This window comes from Inmirania thermothiophila (assembly GCF_003751635.1).
Lineage (GTDB): Bacteria > Pseudomonadota > Gammaproteobacteria > DSM-100275 > DSM-100275 > Inmirania > Inmirania thermothiophila.
Genome location: NZ_RJVI01000001.1, coordinates 350,156 through 368,270, shown reverse-complemented (window position 1 = coordinate 368,270; position 18,115 = coordinate 350,156). Strand labels below are relative to the sequence as shown.

General features: G+C 77.1%; 13 protein-coding genes. 6 read left to right on the top strand and 7 right to left on the bottom strand.

The window, feature by feature from the left end:
- Positions 1–56 precede the first annotated feature (56 nt).
- The 3 genes from EDC57_RS01715 to EDC57_RS01705 all read right to left on the bottom strand — a co-directional run bounded on the left by EDC57_RS01715 (position 57) and on the right by EDC57_RS01705 (position 3,196).
- A complete protein-coding gene (locus tag EDC57_RS01715; RefSeq protein WP_123399627.1) occupies positions 57–1,544 on the bottom strand; it encodes an HDOD domain-containing protein in 1,488 nt (495 codons plus the stop codon).
- Between the two features lie 159 nt (positions 1,545–1,703).
- Positions 1,704–2,897, bottom strand: coding sequence for an iron-containing alcohol dehydrogenase (locus EDC57_RS01710; RefSeq protein WP_123399625.1), 1,194 nt, complete (start codon positions 2,895–2,897; stop codon positions 1,704–1,706).
- A complete protein-coding gene (locus EDC57_RS01705; RefSeq protein WP_123399623.1) occupies positions 2,894–3,196 on the bottom strand; it encodes an antibiotic biosynthesis monooxygenase in 303 nt (100 codons plus the stop codon). The genes EDC57_RS01710 and EDC57_RS01705 overlap by 4 nt, the downstream gene beginning before the upstream one ends.
- 86 nt (positions 3,197–3,282) lie before the next feature.
- Here EDC57_RS01705 and EDC57_RS01700 point away from each other — a divergent pair, with 86 nt between their 5' ends.
- A complete protein-coding gene (locus EDC57_RS01700; RefSeq protein WP_123399621.1) occupies positions 3,283–4,173 on the top strand; it encodes a DMT family transporter in 891 nt (296 codons plus the stop codon).
- Positions 4,174–4,179: 6 nt separating this feature from the next.
- On the opposite strand, the gene EDC57_RS01695 is transcribed toward EDC57_RS01700, so the two are convergent.
- From EDC57_RS01695 to msrA, 4 genes are all read right to left on the bottom strand, one after another.
- A complete protein-coding gene (locus EDC57_RS01695; protein ID WP_123399619.1) occupies positions 4,180–4,869 on the bottom strand; it encodes a TVP38/TMEM64 family protein in 690 nt (229 codons plus the stop codon).
- Positions 4,870–4,948: 79 nt separating this feature from the next.
- Positions 4,949–5,506 (bottom strand): DUF924 family protein, encoded by a 558-nt coding sequence (locus tag EDC57_RS01690; protein ID WP_123399617.1) that lies wholly within the window; start codon positions 5,504–5,506, stop codon positions 4,949–4,951.
- A gap of 19 nt (positions 5,507–5,525) precedes the next feature.
- Positions 5,526–6,542 carry a class 1 fructose-bisphosphatase gene (locus tag EDC57_RS01685; protein WP_123399615.1) on the bottom strand — a complete coding sequence of 339 codons (1,017 nt, stop codon included), beginning with the start codon at positions 6,540–6,542 and terminating at the stop codon, positions 5,526–5,528.
- A 175-nt stretch (positions 6,543–6,717) separates the two neighbouring features.
- Positions 6,718–7,248: a peptide-methionine (S)-S-oxide reductase MsrA gene (msrA, locus tag EDC57_RS01680; RefSeq protein WP_245995142.1), complete on the bottom strand. Its 531-nt coding sequence runs from the start codon at positions 7,246–7,248 to the stop codon at positions 6,718–6,720.
- Positions 7,249–7,457: 209 nt separating this feature from the next.
- Here msrA and EDC57_RS01675 point away from each other — a divergent pair, with 209 nt between their 5' ends.
- The 5 genes from EDC57_RS01675 to EDC57_RS01655 all read left to right on the top strand — a co-directional run bounded on the left by EDC57_RS01675 (position 7,458) and on the right by EDC57_RS01655 (position 18,088).
- Entirely contained in the window at positions 7,458–7,790 is a 333-nt protein-coding gene (locus EDC57_RS01675; protein ID WP_123399612.1) for a DnaJ family domain-containing protein, read from the top strand.
- Between the two features lie 10 nt (positions 7,791–7,800).
- Positions 7,801–8,682, top strand: a complete 882-nt coding sequence (locus EDC57_RS01670) for an ATP adenylyltransferase family protein (protein ID WP_170165007.1) — start codon at positions 7,801–7,803, stop codon at positions 8,680–8,682.
- 128 nt (positions 8,683–8,810) lie between these two features.
- The gene (gene uvrA, locus EDC57_RS01665; protein WP_123399608.1) at positions 8,811–14,294 is read left to right on the top strand and encodes an excinuclease ABC subunit UvrA; all 5,484 of its coding nucleotides are present in this window, start codon (positions 8,811–8,813) and stop codon (positions 14,292–14,294) included.
- An 80-nt stretch (positions 14,295–14,374) separates the two neighbouring features.
- On the top strand, positions 14,375–15,535 hold the full coding sequence (locus tag EDC57_RS13250; protein ID WP_123399606.1) for an OmpA family protein: 1,161 nt from the start codon (positions 14,375–14,377) through the stop codon (positions 15,533–15,535).
- Positions 15,536–15,544: 9 nt separating this feature from the next.
- A complete protein-coding gene (locus EDC57_RS01655) occupies positions 15,545–18,088 on the top strand; it encodes a hypothetical protein (protein ID WP_123399604.1) in 2,544 nt (847 codons plus the stop codon).
- Positions 18,089–18,115: the final 27 nt, after the last annotated feature.

The following is an 18,115-nucleotide window of genomic DNA, read 5'->3' as shown; positions in this document are numbered from 1 at the left end:
TCCTCCTCGACCCCAGCATGGCACAGGGCGGCGCCCGCCTCCAGCGCCCGCCGCCCTCAGGCGGCGAGGGCGCGGGCGATGCGGTCGAGGGCCGCGGCCGCGGCGAGGACCCGCCGCGTCTGCGCCAGCACCTGCGGCCAGCCGAGCCCGAGGGCGGCGAGCACCTCCCGCGGCGGGTCACGGCTCGGGGTGGCGTGACCGATCCCGGCCTGGCGCAGGGCGTGGGCGGCCGCCAGCACGAGGTTGGCCGCGCCCGCATCCGCCCCGCGGCAGAGCTCGTTGTGATGCTCGCGCACCGCCCGCGTCGCCTCCGGCGACAGCCCCCAGCGCTCGGCCAGGGCCGCACCCAGCGGGGCATGGGCAAGGCGGGTCCAGCCCGCGCCCAGGGTCGCCGAGAGGACTCTTCGCTCCACCACCGGCAGGGCGAGATCCGGTCGCAGCTCCAGCACCCGCTCCATGAGCAGGTACTCCGGGCGCAGCAGCTCGCCCCAGGCGAGCACCCCCGCCTTGTGCAGCAGCCCGGCGGCCACCGCCGCCCCCCGCGCCGGCCGCGCCTTGGGCGGCACGAGCGGGGCCAGGGCCTCGCACAGGGCCGCCGTATAGACCGCCCCGCGCACCACGGCCTCGCGCCCGAGGCCGCCGAGCCTCGGCCCCCGGAAGACCCGCAGGATCCGCATCGCCCGCGCCAGCTCGAAGGCGAGGCCGAAGCCCAGGACGCGCCCCACCGCCTCCCGGAGGCTGCGCACCGGACCCGCCGCGGGTCGCAGCGGCAGGCGCGCCCAGCGCACCAGCTGGACCGCGAGCACGGGATCGGCGCCCACCACGTCGGCCAGGGCGGCGGCGCGGTCGGCGCGCACCGCCGGCAGTTCCAGCAGGCGGGCGGCGAAGGCGTCCGGGGCGGGCAGGCGCTCGGGCAGCCCCTCCAGCGCGCCCGGGTCACGCCGGGGGCAGAGCGCGCGCAGCGCCGCACCGCCCCCCGCGGCGGTCTCCACCTCCGCCGCCACGACGAGCGCCAGCCGCTCGGGGGCGCAGGTGAAGCGCAGGGCGCGCCCCTTCGCGGCCAGCCGCCACAGGTCGCGGCCGCGGATCGCGAACAGCGCATGCCGCCGCCCCCCCTCGAGGACCACCTCGCGCCGCTCGAGCAGCGCCGGCTCCACCACCGTGGGCAGCCCGTAGGGCCGTCCCACGGGCGGGATGCAGCCGGCGTCGCAGTCGGGAAAGAGGTGGCGCACGGCGCGCGGCGGGAGGGGGGCGACGGCGCCGCCCAGCTCGGCCTCGAGGACCCGGAAGTCTACGAGATGATCCCACGGCAGGAGGGCGATGACGGGCCCCTGGCGGCTGCCCAGCAGCACCGCGCGGGCCGCGCGCCCGGCGGGGATCCGCCCTGCGCGCACGAGCCCCTCCACCGACACCCCCCAGCCCCGCGCCACCATGCGGTGGGCGACACCGCGCCGGCGAAGCTCCGCCGCGACGGCGGGCGCCAGCACCGGCGCCGCCTCGGCGCCGCGCCGCCCGTCCCCCCGTGCCAACGGATCCGCCTCCACGGACGCCCTCTCCCCCCGCTAGGAAGCCGCCACCACCGGAAACATAGCACGACATCTCGATGGACGTGTCCATGTTTTCCGTACAGACGCATGGATCGTGTGGATTTTGCCGCGGACGCCGGTGCGGCCTGCGTCGTCAGCGCCCGCGGCCCGCCCCGGTCACAGGCAGGCCTCGAGGATCGCCGCGAGCTCCTCGTCCGTGAGCACCACCGGATTGGTGCGCATGCTGCTGCCGCGGGCGTGGGCGACGATGCGGGGGATGTCGGCGGCACCGACGCCGTAGCGGCCGAGGCCGGGCAGCGCCAGCGCCTCCCGCCACGCATCCAGCAGGGCCACCAGCGCCTCGTGGGCGGCGGTGTCGCCGGCGAAGTCCCGCCCGCAGAGGATGCGCGCCGCCTCTGCGTAGAGGGCGAGGGCGGGGCTGTCGGGGGCCCGCGCGTGCAGGGCGGCGAGGTTGGCGCGCGTCGCCGCCGCCACCACCGTGCCGCAGGCGACGCCGTGGGGCACCGGATGGAAGGCGCCCAGCGGCGAGGCCAGGCCGTGGACGGCGCCGAGGCCCGTGTGGGCGAGGCAGATCCCCGAGAGCAGCGCGGCGTAGGCCATGCGGGCACGGGCCTCGGGGGCGTCGCGCCCCTCGCGCGCCGCGCGGTGCCAGGGCAGCAGCCCGTCCCGCACCGCGGCAAGACCGTCGCGCGCCAGCGCCGCCGCGACCGGGTGGGCGCGCAGCGAGGTGAAGGACTCCAGCAGCTGGGTCAGGGCGTCCATGCCGTTGGCGGCGATCACCTCCGGCGGGCACGTCGCCAGCAGGTCCGGGTCGACGATGGCGTCGCGGGCCACCAGGGCCTCGTCGCGGAAGGACTTCTTGTAGCCCTGCGGCCCGACCACGCTGAGAACGGCGTTGCGGGTGGCCTCGCTGCCGGTGCCGGCGGTGGTGGGCACGGCGACGAAGGGCAGCGCCGGGCCCGGGTAGGGGTGCTCGGGACCGACCCCCTCCAGGAAGTCGGTCACCGGCCGCTGCACCCGCAGCAGCCCGGCGACGGCCTTGGCGGCGTCGAGGGCGCTGCCGCCGCCGATCCCCGCCACCACCTCGATGCCGTCCCCGGCGTGGCGGCGCACCGCCGCATCCACCAGCTCCGGCGAGGGCTCGCCGGCGACGGCGAGGTGGCGCCAGGCCATGCCCGCGCCCTCCAGCGCCGCGGTCAGCCAGGCCCAACGCGGCCCCTCCACGAAGGAGCGCGCCCCGGTGACCAGGAGCACGCGGCGGCCGTGGCCCGCGAGCACCTGCGGCAGCGCCTCGATGCGGCCGGGGCCGAAGCGGATGCGGGGCAGGCGCCCGAGGTCGAAGGGCGTCATCCCCCGGCCCCGGGGAAGAGGCCGCGGTAGGGCTCGCCGCGCCGCGGCTCGGCCATCCACCCCGCCACCGCGTCGCGCCAGCGCCGGTAGTGCGCGGTCTCCTTGTGGGCGGCGGCGTCCTCGGCGCTGCGGTAGGCCTCGTAGAGGACGAAGCGGGTCGGATCCTCGGCGGACTGGAGGACGTCGAAGCGCAGGTTGCCCGGCTCGCGCACCGAGGCCTCGTGGTTGGCGCGGGTGGCCTCGATGAAGTCGTCGACGTGCTCCGGCCGGACCCGGACGTGGACGATGGTGACGTGCATGATCCTCCTCCTCCGTGCGCGCGCTCCCCGGCTGCTATAGCATGGTCCGCGGCGCCGGCGTGCGCCAGCCACGACAAGACCCGCACATGCACCCGCATCGCAAGGCCTACCTCTACGCCGCCGGCGCCGTCGCCGCCTGGTCGACGGTGGCCTCCGCCTTCAAGCTGACCCTGGCCCGTCTCTCGCCGCTGGAGATGCTCTGGTACGCCTCCGCCGCCTCCACCGCGGCCGTGGCCCTGGTGCTGGCCCGGCGCGGGCGGCTCGCGGCGGCGCTGCGCTGGCGGGGGCGGCGGCTCGCCCGCTCGGCGGCGCTCGGCCTCCTCAACCCGCTCGCCTACTATCTGGTCCTGTTCGAGGCCTACGACCGCCTGCCGGCCCAGGAGGCCCAGCCCCTCAACTACGGCTGGCCCATCGTGCTGGTGCTGCTCTCGGCCCTGGTGCTGCGCCAGCGCGTGCGCGCGGGCGAAGTGGCGGCGCTCGCCGTGAGCCTCGCCGGCGTCGCCGTGATCTCCACCCGCGGCGAGCTCGCCGCGATGCGCATCACCGACCCCCTGGGCGTGGGCCTGGCCCTGGGCTCCACCGTCATCTGGGCCGCCTACTGGCTCGCCAACCTGCGCGACGAGGCCGACCCGGTGGAGCGCCTGTTCTGGAACTTCGCCTTCGGCACCCTCTGGGTCACCCTCGTCGTCCTCGCCGCCGGGGCGCTGCGCCCGCCGTCGCCCGCCGGCCTCGCCGGTGCCGTCTACGTGGGGCTGTTCGAGATGGGGCTCACCTTCGTGCTCTGGCTCCAGGCCCTGCGCCACGCCCGCACCACCGCCCAGGTGAGCGGGCTCATCTACCTCAGCCCCTTCCTGTCGCTGATCCTGATCCACCTCGTGGTGGGCGAGCCGATCTACCCCTCGACGCCGGTGGGGCTCGCGCTCATCGTCGGCGGGATCGCGGCGCGGGAGTGGTTCGGCCGGCAGCGCGCCGCCTGAGCCCGCTCAGGAGGGGACGGCCCCGCCGCGGCGCAGGGCGCGCAGGGCCCAGCGCGCGGCGAGGGGAAAGAGCGCCAGCGCGGTGAAGGAGAGGAGGAGCCCGGGCGAGAGGATGTCGCCCGGCGAGCGCAGGCCCGCGAGCTGGGTGCCGGCGTTGACGTAGACCACGGTGCCCGGGAGCATCCCGAGCTGGCTCGCCCAGTAGAAGGTGCGGGCGCGGATGGGGGTGAGGGCCATGAGCAGGTTGATGACGAAGAAGGGGAAGGCCGGCACCAGGCGCAGGGAGAAGAGGTAGAAGGCGCCGTCGCGCTCGATCCCGGCGTTGACCGCGGCGAGGCGGTCGCCGAAGCGGCGCTGGACCGCCTCGCGCAAGAGGAACCGGGCGACGAGGAAGGCGAGGGTCGCCCCCACGGTGGAGGCGAAGGAGACGAGCACCGTGCCCCAGACGAGGCCGAAGACGGCGCCGCCGGCCAGGGTCATCACCGCCGCCCCCGGCAGCGACAGCGCGGTGACCAGGACGTAGATCCCGAAGTAGACGGCGGCGCTGGCGAAGGGGTGCGTGGCCACCAGCGCCTGCAGCGCCTCCTGCCGCCCCCGCAGGGCCTCGAGGCTGAGGTGGCGGTCGAGGTCGAGGGCGAAGAAGGCCGCCACGAGGAGCGCGAGGACGGCGAGGACGAGCAGGCGGGATCGGGTCATGGGTGCGGGCTTCCTCCGTCGGGGCGGACATCGCCCCCTCCCGCCAGCAGACCGCGCACCCGCCCCAGCCCTTACCGGCTCAGCCGCGGAAGGCCTCGGGCGAGGCGAGCCAGGCCTCCTCCTCCGGCGTCGAGGGCCGCCCGAGGACGGCGTTGCGGTGGGGGAAGCGACCGAAGCGGCGCACGATCTCGCGGTGGTGGCGCGCCCAGCGCAGGTTGTCCTCGAGGCCCGCGGCGGCGAAGAGGGCCACCGCGCGGTCCTGGTCGCGCAGATCCTCGCTGTGCATGAAGGGGAGGTAGAGGAAGGCCCGCCCGGCATCGTCCAGCGCCGCGTCGAGACCGCGGGCGATGGCCCGGGCGGCGACCTCGCGCGCCAGCGCCTCGGTGGAGAAGGCCTCGGGGCGGCCGCGGAACATGTTGAGGGGGAACTGGTCGAGGACGATCACCAGCGCCAGCGCACCCTCGGCGGTGGCCTCCCAGGCGGCCAGCCCCCCGCCCGCGGCGCGGCGCCACAGGCCCTCGAAGCGGTCGCGGATCTCGGCGTCGAGGGCCGGCGTGGCGCGGAACCACTGCCCGCGCACGCGCGCGTCGAACCAGAAGTCGAGGACCTCGCGGGGATCGGGGTCGCGGGCGTCCATGCCCGCAGAGGATAGCGCCTCAGGCGGCCTCGCGCCGGTGGTAGGCCTCGATGCGGTCCACCTCCTCGCGCGAGCCGAGGATCACCGGCACCCGCTGGTGGAGCCCCTGCGGCTGGATCTCGAGGATGCGCTCCTCGCCGGTGATGGCGCGGCCGCCCGCCTGCTCCACCAGGAAGCCCATGGGATTGGCCTCGTACATCAGGCGCAGCTTGCCCGAGCGGACGGACTCGCGGCGGTCGCGCGGGTAGAGGAAGACGCCCCCGCGCATGAGGATGCGGTGCACCTCGGCCACCATGGAGGCGATCCAGCGCATGTTGTAGCGCTTCCCCAGCGGCCCCTCCTCGCCGGCGAGGCAGTCGGCCACGTAGCGCTGCACCGGCGGCTCCCAGAAGCGCTGGTTGGCTGCGTTGATGGCGAACTCCGCGGTCCGCTCGGGGATGCGGATGTCCCGGTGGGTGAGGATGAACTCGCCGATCCCCGGGTCGAGGGTGAAGCCGTGCACCCCGTGGCCGGTGCTCAGCACCAGCATGGTGGCCGGGCCGTAGAGGGCGTAGCCGGCGCAGACCTGGCGCGTGCCCGGCTGCAGGAAGTCCTCCAGGCGCGGCTCCCGCCCCGGGTCGGGGCTGCGCAGGACCGAGAAGATGGTGCCCACCGAGACGTTGACGTCGATGTTGGAGGAACCGTCCAGGGGATCGAACAGCAGCAGATACTTGCCCCGCGGATACGCCGCCGGCACCGGCAGGATGTCCTCCATCTCCTCCGAGGCCATGGCCGCCAGGTGCCCGGTCCATTCCATGGAGCCGATCACCACCTCGTTGGCGATGACGTCGAGCTTCTTCTGGGTCTCGCCCTGGACGTTGGCCGTCCCCGCCGAGCCCAGCACCCCGGCGAGCTCGCCGCGGCGCACGGCGTGGGCGATGGTCTTGCAGGCGGTGGCGAGGTCGTTGAGCAGCAGCGAGAAGTCGCCGCTGGCGCCGGCCGCGTGGCGGCGCTGCTCCTCGATGATGAACTGCGTCAGCGTGGTCCCGTGCTGCATCGGTCTACCTCCCGCGGATCCAGTCCCGAAGCGGCCGCGCAGTATACCGGGCCGGTCCCTCGGCCGCCGCAATCCATCCGTTATGGCGCCATCAACGGGGCATGCCCGCCGCCCCGGCGCCCGGCAGGGCCGGCCTCACGGGGACCCCGGGGCAGGGAGGCCGGGGAAGGCCTGCTCACCACCCCCCGCGCGCCAGGTACTGCTGGTGCGCCGGCTCGGCGTAGTAGAAGGCCTCCAGGGGGCGGATCTCGGTGGTGATGCGCCGGCGCACGCCCGCCGCCTCCAGCGCCGCCCGGCGGCGGGCCAGCGACGCCCTGGCCGCCGCCTCCTGGGCCGGCGTCGTCCAGAGGATGATGGAGCGGTACTGCGTGCCCACGTCCACCCCCTGACGCATCCCCTGGGTGGGGTCGTGGCCGTCCCAGAAGACCTCCAGCAGGGCCTCGTAGGGGATGCGGCGGGGGTCGTGCACCACCAGCACCACCTCGGCGTGCCCGGTGCGGCCGCTGCACACCTCCTCGTAGGTGGGATTGGGGGTCAGACCCCCGGCATAGCCCACGGCGGTGGTGTGGATGCCCTCGCCGAGGCGCCAGAAGCGCTGCTCCGCGCCCCAGAAGCAGCCCATGCCGAAGACCGCCGTCTCCATGCCCTCGGGCCACGGCGGCACCAGCGGCGTGCCCAGCACCGCGTGGCGCCCGGGCACCGGCATCGGCTCGGCCCGCCCCGGCAGGGCCTCCTCCGGGGTGGGCAGGCGCGCCTTGAAGGGCGAGCGGAACAGGTTCACGGCAGCTCCCCGCGCATGCCCCGAGCATAGACCAGCCGCAGCGCCGGGCGGGGCCGATGCCGCCTTCCTGCGGCCCCTGCATGCGCCGGCCCATGGTTGACGATGGCGGTCCGATTCTGGCACAAGGCCGGCCCATGTGGCTCATCGACCAGATCGCCGAGGCCCGCATCCGGGAGGCCATGGCGCAGGGGGCCTTCGACGGCCTGCCGGGGGCCGGCCGGCCGCTGGTGCTGGACGACGACCGCCATGTCCCCGAGCACCTGCGCGTCGCCTACCGCATCCTGCGCAACGCCGGCTTCCTGCCGCCGGAGGCGGCGCTGCGGCGCGAGATCCGCACCGTCGAGGAGCGCGCGGCGCTGTCGCGCCGGCTGCAGTGCCTGCTGATCCGGCTCGACGAGACCCGCGCCGCGAGGCTGCGCCGGGGACCCTATGCCGCACGGCTCGCCGCCCGCTTCGCCGCGCCCTGAGACCGCCGCGATGCCGCCCGCACCGCCCCCCTTCGCCCCCGGGACCCTGGCCGCGCTGGCCGCGTCGCAGGTGCGCGCGGCCCTGGCCGCGGGGGCCCTGCGGCCCATCCCCACCGAGGCGGTCACGGTCCGCGACGGCGGCATGCGCTTCGTCGTCCGCCACCTGCCCGCCCTCGCCGCCAAGCCGCGGCCGGACTGGTCGGGGCCGCCCCGGGACGACCCCTTCCTGCCCCCCGAGCCGCCCCTCACCGTGGCCTCGGTGCCGCCCGACCACGTGATCGTCCTCAACAAGTTCCCGGTGCTGCCCGGGCATCTGCTCCTCGTCACCCGCGGCTTCGAGCACCAGGAGCGCCTCCTCCGCCCCGGGGACCTCGAGGCGCTCTGGCGCTGCATGGCGGAGATCCCCGGGCTCGGCTTCTACAACGGCGGTGTCGAGGCGGGCGCGAGCCAGCCCCACAAGCACCTGCAGCTCGCCCCCTACCCGCTGGGCGCAGGCGAGGACCTCCCTCTCGCCGCGCTGGCGGCCGAGGCCCGCGGCGAGCGCGTGCCGGGGCTGCCCTTCCGCCACGCCTTCGCGCGCCTGCCGGCGCTGCCCGAGGCGCCGGCCGCCGCGGCCGGCGTCCTGCACGCCCTCTACCGCGCGCTGCTGGAGGCCGCCGGCGTCGGCGTGCGCGCGGCCGCGGACGGCGAACGCCAGGGGCGGCCCTACAACCTCCTCCTGACCCGCGAGTGGATGCTGCTGGTGCCGCGCAGCCGCGAGCGCTACGCCGGGGTCTCCGTCAACGGCCTCGGCTTCGCGGGCTCGCTCTTCGCCCCCGATCGAGCCGGGCTGGCGCGGCTGCTCGCGGCCCGCCCGATGACGGTGCTGCGCGCCGTCGCCGACCCGCCGTGACGAATCCGTCGGGAACGGATTCGGACGCGCGCAGCGCGCCCGCAGGGCGCGGGCCAGGGACGGCCCGCGTCACGAATCCGTCGGGAACGGATTCGGACGCGCGCAGCGCGGCCGCGGGGGTCGACGCCGTGATCCGCATCCGCGGCGCCCGCCAGAACAACCTCCAGGGCCTCGACCTCGAGCTGCCGCTGGGGGAGCTGATCGTGGTCACCGGGGTCTCGGGCTCGGGCAAGTCCTCGCTCGCCTTCGACACCCTCTACGCCGAGGGCCAGCGGCGCTACGTGGAGACCTTCTCCCCCTACGCGCGGCAGTTCCTCGAGCGCATGGACCGGCCGCGGGCCGAGGCCATCGAGGGCATCCCGCCGGCGATCGCCATCGACCAGACCAACCCGGTGCGCACCTCGCGCTCGACGGTGGGCACCATGACCGAGCTCGCCGACCATCTCAAGCTCCTCTACGCGCGCGCGGCCCGGCTGTTCTGCACCGGCTGCGGACGCGAGGTCCGGCGCGACACCGTGGACTCGGTGGTGGCGGCGGTGCTCGGACGCGTCGGCGGCGAGCGGGTGGCGGTGACCTTCCCGGTGCAGGTGCCACAGACGCTGTCGGCGGAGGAGGTGCGCGGCTTCCTCGCGCGCGCCGGCTGGATCCGGACCCTGGAGACGGGCGACGGGCTCGAGGTGGTGCAGGACCGGCTGCGCGTGGACGAGGCGGCGCGGGCGCGGCTCGCCGAGGCGGTGGAGGCGGCCCTCGGCCACGGCCACGGCCGGGTCCACGTCCACCGCCTCGACGGGCGCACCCCCGCGGGGGCGCCGCTGCGCTTCTCCACCGCGCTGCACTGTCCCGACTGCGACCGCCGCTACCGCGACCCCACGCCGGGGCTGTTCTCCTTCAACTCGCCGGTGGGCGCCTGTCCCGTCTGCCGCGGTTTCGGCCGCGTCATCGGCATCGACTGGGACCTGGTGATCCCGGATCCCACGAAGACGCTGGCCGAGGGCGCCGTCCGCGCCTTCCAGGGCAGGGTCTCGTCCGAGTGCCAGCGCGACCTGGTGCGGCACGCGCGCCGCCGCGGCATCCGCCTCGACGTGCCCTGGGCCGAGCTCACCGAGGCCGAGCGGCGCTGGGTGATCGAAGGCGACGGCGAGGAGGGCGGCTGGTACGGCGTGCGCGGGTTCTTCCAGTGGCTGGAGGGCAAGGCCTACCGGATGCACGTGCGGGTCCTCCTCTCCCGCTACCGCAGCTACACCGCCTGCCCCGCCTGCGAGGGCGCACGGCTCACCCCGGAGGCGCTGGCCTGGCGCCTCGGCGACGCCGACGGCGCGGCGCGCGTCCTGCCCTCCGGTGCGCGCCGCCCGCCGCGCGGGCACGACCTCGACCCCGAGGCCTACCGGGCCCTGCCCGGCCTCCACCTGCACGAGCTCGCGACCCTGCCCATCGCCCGCGCCCGCGCCTTCTTCGAGGCCCTGCGCCTGCCGCGGCCGCTGGACGAGGCCGCCGGCCTCCTGCTCGAGCACATCCGCACGCGGCTGGCCTATCTCGAGGAGGTGGGCCTCGGCTACCTCACGCTGGACCGCCAGTCGCGCACCCTCTCCGGCGGCGAGGTGCAGCGCATCAACCTCACCACGGCCCTCGGCGCCTCCCTGGTCAACACCCTCTTCGTCCTCGACGAGCCCACCGTCGGCCTGCATCCGCGCGACACCGCGCGGCTGCTCGGGGTCCTGCGCCGCCTGCGCGACGCCGGCAACACCCTCGTGGTGGTGGAGCACGACCCGCAGGTGATGGCCGCCGCCGACCGCGTCCTCGACCTCGGCCCCGGCCCCGGCGAGCGGGGCGGGCGGGTGGTGGCCTTCGCCCCGCCCGCCGAGCTCGCCCGCCACCCCGCGTCGGTCACGGGACGCTACCTCTCGGGGCGAAGCCGCGCCTGGGCCGCCCGCACGCGCCGCCCGCCCGACGCCGGGACGCGCTGGCTGGCGCTGCTGGGCGCGGCCCAGCACAACCTCAAGGGCATCGACCTGCGCCTGCCCCTGGAGCGGCTGACCTGCCTCACCGGGGTCTCGGGCTCGGGCAAGAGCACGCTCGTGACCGAGGTCCTGTACCCGGCGCTGCGCCGCGCCCTCGGCGAGGGCGGCGAGGCGCCGGGGCGGTACCGCGCGCTCATCGGGCACGAGCACCTCGACGGCGTCGTCCTCGTGGACCAGTCGCCCCTCGGCCGCACCGCCCGCGGCTGTCCGGCGAGCTACGTCGGCGCCTGGGACGCCATCCGCCGCCGCTTCGCCGCCGAGCCCCTGGCGCGCAGCCGCGGCTACACCGCCGGCACCTTCAGCTTCAACGCCGGCGGCGGGCGCTGCCCGGCCTGCGGCGGCTCCGGCTTCGAGCACGTGGAGATGCAGTTCCTCGCCGACGTCTACCTGCGCTGCCCCGAGTGCGACGGGCGCCGCTACCGCAGCGAGGTGCTGGAGGTGGCGCTGGCGCCGCCCCGCGGCTCGGACCTCGCCCCGGCGACGGTGGCCGACGTGCTGGAGATGACGGTGGACGAGGCGGCCGCCTTCTTCGCCGACGACGCCGCGGTGCTCGGTCGCCTCGAGCGGCTGCAGGCGGTGGGGCTCGGCTACCTGCGCCTCGGCCAGCCGCTGCCCGCCCTCTCCGGCGGCGAGGCCCAGCGCCTCAAGCTCGCGGGCCACCTCGCCGCCGCCCCGCGCGGGCGCCGCCTCCTCTTCCTCTTCGACGAGCCCACCACCGGCCTGCATCCGGCCGACGTCGAGGTCCTGCTGCGCGCCTTCCAGCGCCTGCTCGACGCCGGTCACTCGCTGCTCGTCATCGAGCACAACCTCGACCTGGTCGCCGCCGCCGACTGGATCGTGGACCTGGGCCCGGAGGGCGGCGAGGCGGGGGGCGAGATCGTGGTCGCCGGCACCGTGGAGACGGTGGCCGCCTGTGCCGCAAGCCACACCGGCCGGGCCCTGCGCGCCCATCTCCAGGGGGGCGCGGCCCAGGTCCCCGCGCCGCGGCCGCGGCGCCGGCGGACGGCGCCGGCCGCCATCGAGGTGCTGCACGCGCGCGAGCACAACCTGCAGGATGTCTCGGTGACGGTGCCCCGGGACCGCCTCACCGTGATCACCGGCGTCTCCGGCTCCGGCAAGAGCACCCTCGCCTTCGACATCCTCTTCGCCGAGGGCCAGCGCCGCTACCTCGAGTCGCTCAACGCCTACGCGCGCCAGTTCGTGCAGCCCGCCGCCCGCGCCGACGTCGACGCCGTGCTCGGCATCCCCCCCACCGTGGCGATCGAGCAGCGCACCAGTCGCGGCGGGCGCAGGAGCACCGTGGGCACCCAGACCGAGATCCACCACTTCCTGCGCCTGCTCTACGTGCGCCTCGGCACCCAGCACTGCCCGGACTGCGAGGTCCCCATCGAGGCCCTCTCCCCCGAGGCCATCGCCGCACGCATCCTGCGCCGCTGGCGCGGGCGGCGGATCGAGCTCCTGGCGCCCCTGGTGGTGGCGCGCAAGGGCGTCTACCGCGAGCTCGCCCAGTGGGCCGCGGCGCGCGGGCACGAGGAGCTGCGCGTCGACGGCGCGCGCCGGCCCACCGCGCCCTGGCCCGCCCTCGACCGCTACCGCGAGCACACCATCGAGCTACCGCTGGCGGTGCTGGAGGCGGTGCCCGAGGCGGAGCCGGCCCTGCGCCGCGCCCTCGACCAGGCCCTGGCGCTGGGCAACGGCGTCGTCCACGTCATCGAGGCCGGCGCCGCCGGCGCGGCCACCGTGCTCTCCAGCCGCCGCGCCTGCCCCCGCTGCGGCCGCGGCTTCCCCGAGCCCGACCCGCGGCTCTTTTCCTACAACGCCCGCCACGGCTGGTGTCCCGCCTGCCACGGCACGGGGGCGGATCTGCCCGGGCCCGAGGAGGGCGACGGCGAGGCCCCCGCGTGGGCGGCACGCTCCGAGGGCGAGGCGCGCCCCTGCCCCGCCTGCGGCGGCGCGCGCCTGCGCCCCGAGGCCCTGGCGGTGCGATTCCGCGGCCGCTCCATCGCCGAGGTCTCGGCCCTGCCCGTGCGCGAGGCGCTGGCCTGGTTCCGCCGCCTGCGCCCGAAGGGGCGCGAGGCCGCCATCGCCCGCGACCTGCTGGCCGAGATCGAGGCCCGCCTGGCCTTCCTCGACGCGGTGGGTCTGGGCTACCTGCGCCTCGACCGCGGCGCGCCCACGCTCTCCGGCGGCGAGGCCCAGCGCATCCGCCTCGCGGCCCAGCTCGGCTCGAACCTGCGCGGGGTCTGCTACGTCCTCGACGAGCCCACCATCGGCCTGCACCCGCGCGACCACGCCCGCCTCCTCGCGACCCTGCGCCGCCTGCGCGACAAGGGCAACACGGTGCTGGTGGTGGAGCACGACGAGGAGACCATCCGCGCCGCGGACCACCTCATCGACCTCGGTCCCGGGGCCGGGGCCCACGGCGGCCGGGTCGTCGCCGAGGGCGATCTCGCGGCGGTGTGCGCGGCGCCGGAATCGGTGACGGGGCGGCTGCTCGCCGAGCCCCTGCGCCACCCGCTGCCCGGACTCGCGCGCCGCCCGCCGCCGCAGGACGACGCCTGGCTCGCGGTGCGCGGGGCCTGCGCCCACAACCTCAAGGGGATCGACCTGCGCATCCCCCTGGGCCGGCTGGTCTGCGTCACCGGCGTCTCCGGCTCCGGCAAGAGCACCCTCGTCCACGACGTCCTCCGCGCCAACCTCGCCCGGCTCCTCGGCCGCGGCCGCCGCCCGCGGCGGCTCACGGGCTGCGCAGCCATCGCCGGGCACCAGGCCCTCGGCCGCGTCCTCGAGGTGGACCAGGCCCCCATCGGCCGCACGCCCCGCTCCTGTCCCGCCACCTACGTGGGCGTCTTCGACGAGATCCGCCGCCTCTTCGCCCAGACCGCCGAGGCGCGGATGCGGGGGTGGCGCCCGGGGCGCTTCTCCTTCAACGTCGCCGGCGGCCGCTGCGAGGCCTGCCAGGGGCAGGGGGTGAAGACCGTCGAGATGGCCTTCCTGCCCGACGTGGAGGTCCCCTGCGAGCTCTGCGGCGGCGCCCGCTTCGGCCGCGAGACCCTGGAGGCCCGCTGGGGCGGGCGCAGCATCGCCGAGGTGCTGGCGATGAGCGCCGAGGAGGCGGCCGCCTTCTTCGCCGCCCACCCGCGCATCCACCACCCCCTGCGCCTGCTCTGCGACGTGGGCCTCGGCTACCTCACCCTGGGCCAGCCGAGCCCCACCCTGTCCGGGGGCGAGGCCCAGCGCATCAAGCTGGTGGCGGAGCTTGCGCGCGTCCGCCCCGACCCGCGCCGGATGGGGGCCCCGAAGCCGACCCTCTACCTCCTGGACGAGCCCACCGTGGGCCTGCACATGGCGGACGTGGAGAAGCTCACGCGCGTGCTGCACCGGCTGGTGGACGCAGGCCACACGGTGCTCGTCATCGAGCACAACCTGGACGTCGTCGCCGAGGCCGACTGGGTCATCGATCTCGGCCCCGAGGGGGGCGAGGCCGGCGGGCGGGTCGTCGCCGAGGGCCCGCCGGAGGCGGTGGCCCGCCGGCCGACCCACACCGGGCGCGCCCTCGCCGCATTCCTCGCCGCACGCGCCGCCCCGGCCTGAACGCCGCCCCCCTTGTCCCGCCCGCCACCCGGCGCCATACATAGGGGCGTGTCGCGATCACCGCAGAGGAGGGGCATGGCATGCGCGACGGACGGTGTCTCGGCCTGGCCGGCGCAGCCCTCGCCCTCGGCCTCGCCGCGGCGCAGGCCGGGGCGGCGATCGAGGGCGGGGGCGAGCGCTACCGCTTCGAGCCCGGCGACGAGGTCATCTACGAGAGCGATCTCCCACGCTGCCCGGTGGGCGAGTTCCTGCCGGAGCTCCGCATCGCCCGCGGCGCCTACGAGTGCGCGCGCCTCGCCGACCGCATCTGGATCCGGCCGCTGGAGCACGGCACCACCCTCTACCTGGCGCTGCCGGGGCCGCTGCCCGAGGCGTTCTCGCTGGAGTTCACGGTACGCAGCTTCACGCCCGGCCGGCCGCTGCTGCGCTTCGCCCTCCACCCGGCGGAGGTCCTCGCCCGGCTGCAGGAGGGCCAGGCCCACGCGGCCGACGACGCGCAGCTCGTCGCCGGCGTCATCCGCGTGGGCGAGGCGTCCCTGTTCGGGGCCAAGGACGCCCCCCGGGGGAATCTGGACGGGCGCTGGGACTTCCGCCGGGCGATCGAGCCCGGGCGCGACCACCGCATCGCGGTCCAGGTGCGCCGGGGCCAGATCCGCTTCTTCGTGGACGGCGCGCGCGTCGGCCACAAGCCCTTCGCGCCGGCGGCGCCGCCCCAGGTACTCACGCTCTTCTTCCGCCGCCTGGTGGATGCCCCCCAGCCCTTCGCCGAGGCGCCGGTGCTGGTGCGGGACATCCGCATCGCGGGCTACCGCACGCGGGAGGCCGCCCCCGAGGCCGAGCGCGACCTGATCCGCGACCTCGGCGCCGAGGAGACCCCCGAGGGCCTCAAGGTGACCCTGTCGGAGGCCATCCTGTTCGACTTCGGCCGCTGGGCGCTCCGGCCCGAGGCCCGGCCCGTGCTGGACAAGCTGGCGCGGCTCGCGGCGCTGCGCAAGGGCACGGTGCGCGTGGAGGGGCACACGGACGACGTGGGCCCGGAGCAGTTCAATCGCGTGCTCTCGGAGCTGCGCGCCCACGTGGTGGCGCTCGCGCTGGCGCGCCGCGGGGTCGAGCCGGGGCGCCTGGTGGCGCGCGGCTTCGGCGAGACGCGGCCCGCGGTGCCCAACGACTCGGACGCGCACCGGGCCCGCAACCGCCGGGTGGAGGTGATCCTGGAGCGGCCCGGGGCCGCATCCCGCTGAGGGCGGGCCATGCGTCCCGCTCGCCTCGGCGGGCTCGTCCTGCTGATCCTGGCCGGCGCGGCCCGCGGGGCCGCGGACCCGGTGGCCGCCCTCGCCTCGGCGCAGGAGCCCGGGGCCGTGCGGGAGACCGCCCTGCGCCTCGGCGGGGCGCTGGAGCGCGGCTGCTGCTTCGGGCGGGAGTCGGAGATCGCCGGGCTGGCCGCGCAGCGGCTCGCCGCCTGCCCGGGCGACGGCGCCGTGGTGGCCGCCCTCACGGCGGCCCTGGCGCCCGTCGCCGAGGCCGTGGCCATCGAGGAGCCGGCCCTGGCGCGGCGCGTGTTCCTGGAGCTTCCGCTCGCCTGCCTGGCACGCCGGCCCGAGGCGTGGGCGGACTACGCCCCGCTGCCCCTGGAGCTCGGCCCGGCGCTGCTGTTCCACGACCCGGAGGCCTTCGCGCAGGCGCTCGGCCGCCTGCTGGCGCTCGCCCGGGGCGGTCCCGGGCGCGCCGCCGCGGTCCTCGAGCGCCTGTCGGCGCTGCCCGCCGCCAGCCCGCTGCCGCCCCTCGCCCCGGCCGACCTGGAGGCCCTCGTCCAGGCCGCCGGCAACGACCTCTACCGCCTGCCGGAGCTCTTCTCGCGGCTGCCCGGGCGGGCGGGGACGCAGGCGCTGCTTTACCTCGCCGAGCGCCGGAACCTGTCCGTGCCGCCGGAGCTTGCGCGCTGGGCGGATGCGGGCGCGATCCGCGCCGACGCCCTGCGCGCGCTGGCCGGGCGCGACCTCGACCCGCAGGCGCGGGGGCGCCTCGAGCGGCTCGCCGCCGATCCCGACGCCCGCGTGGCGGCGGCGGCGCGGGATCTGCTCCGCCAGGCCCCCGGGACGGGCGGGGAGGCGCCGGCGACGGACCCGAGGCGCTCCCTTCAGGCCCTCGCCGGCGGCGACCGGGCGGCGCGCGCCGAGGCGGCACGGGCCCTAGCCCGGTACCTGCTCGCCCGCCCCGCCGACCGCCAGGTGCGCGCGGCCCTGCGCCGGGCCGCCGAGCACGACCCCGAGCTGTGGGTCCGGGCGCAGGCCTGGCAGGGGCTGCTGGCGAGCCGGGACGAGGTGTTCACCTGGCAGCGGCTACTCTCCCGGCTCCGCGCGGGACCGGGGCGGGAGGAGGTGCTGGCGCTGCTCGCGGCGTTCGAGACGCCGGTGCCCTCGGCGCTCGTCGAGGGCCTGCCCGAGGCCCTGCCCGGGACGCTGCTCGCGCTCGCGGCCGGGACCGCGGCGCCGCGTCTTCGCATCGAGGCCCTGCGCACGGCCCGGCGCGCCGGCGAGTGGGCGCAGGACCTGCTCTCCCGCGCCTACCTGCCGGAGGAGGCAGCGCGCGCGGCCGCCGACCGCGCCCGCGCCCGCGCCTTTCTGGAACGCTTCGGCGCCGCCACCGAGCCCCGGGTGCGGACCCTGCTCGCCGATCCCGATGCCGCCCTGCGCGGCGAGGCCGCGGCCTGGTTCGTCGCGATCCCGGCGCGCGAGCCCGCCACCGCCGAGGCACTCCTCGCCGCCACCGAGGACCCGGACCCCCGGGTGCGCGGGCAGGCCGCCATGGCCCTGGCCGCCGTGGGTGCGGTGCCGGCGGGGTTCGGCGCCCGGCTGGAGGCGCGCCTCGGACGCGGCGACGCCGACCCGGACCTGGCGGGCGCGCTGCGCAGGGCCTCCGCCGCGGCGCTGTGCGCGGACCCGGCGGCGCGGCCCCGCCTCGCCGCGGTGGTGCTCCACCGGGCCGGGGACCGGGCGCTGCGGCAGGCGCTGGCGGCGCGGTGCCGGCTGGAGGCCGGCGCCGCCCGTGCCCTGCTCGAGGCGGCGGGGGAGGGCCTCGTGCGGGAGCTGACCCGGGAGGAGGCGCCCGCTGCCGATGGGGGACGCCTCGCGGACGCGCTGCGGCGCGCCGAGGAGGACCCGCCTCCCTGGAGCCTGGTCGCGCGCATGACACCGGCGCCGGTGCGCGACGCCTGGCTGCTGGCGCGGGCGCGGGACCCGGCCCTCGACTGGCGGGCACGGTGGGGGCTGCTGCGCCGGCTCGAGGGAGGCGGGGAGCCGGGCGTGGCGGAGGCGCTGCAGGCGCTGCTCGTGGCCGGCGTGCGGGCGGATGCCGTCGGGCCGGCGGAGTTTCTGGACATCTTCGGCCGGCTGGGGTACGGCGCCGTGCGGGCGCTCGCCGAGGCCTTCGCCGACGACCCGCAGGCCCTCGCCCGCGCCGCCCGGCTGCTGGAGCGCGCGGCGGACCTCGCCTCGCGCCGCGCCGCGGCGGGGGGAGGCGGCGGCGCAGGCCCGCCGCGGCCGGGGGCCGGGGATCTGCCCTGGATCGCGCGGCAGTTGCAGGGGGCGCAGGCGGAGCCGCGGCGGCTCGGCCCGCTGGTGCGGCTGCTGCGACTGTACGCGCTGGGCCAGGATCCCGGACTGCAGCGGCGCGCGTGGGAGGAGGGGATCACGCCGCGGCTGCTCGAGGCCATGGGCCGGCCGGGCGGCTGCGAGGCGGTGCGGCCCGCCCTGCACAGCCTGCTGGGCAGGATGGTGCCGCCCCGCTGCCGGTGAGAAGGGCTTTTTCAGGGGGGAGGGTCA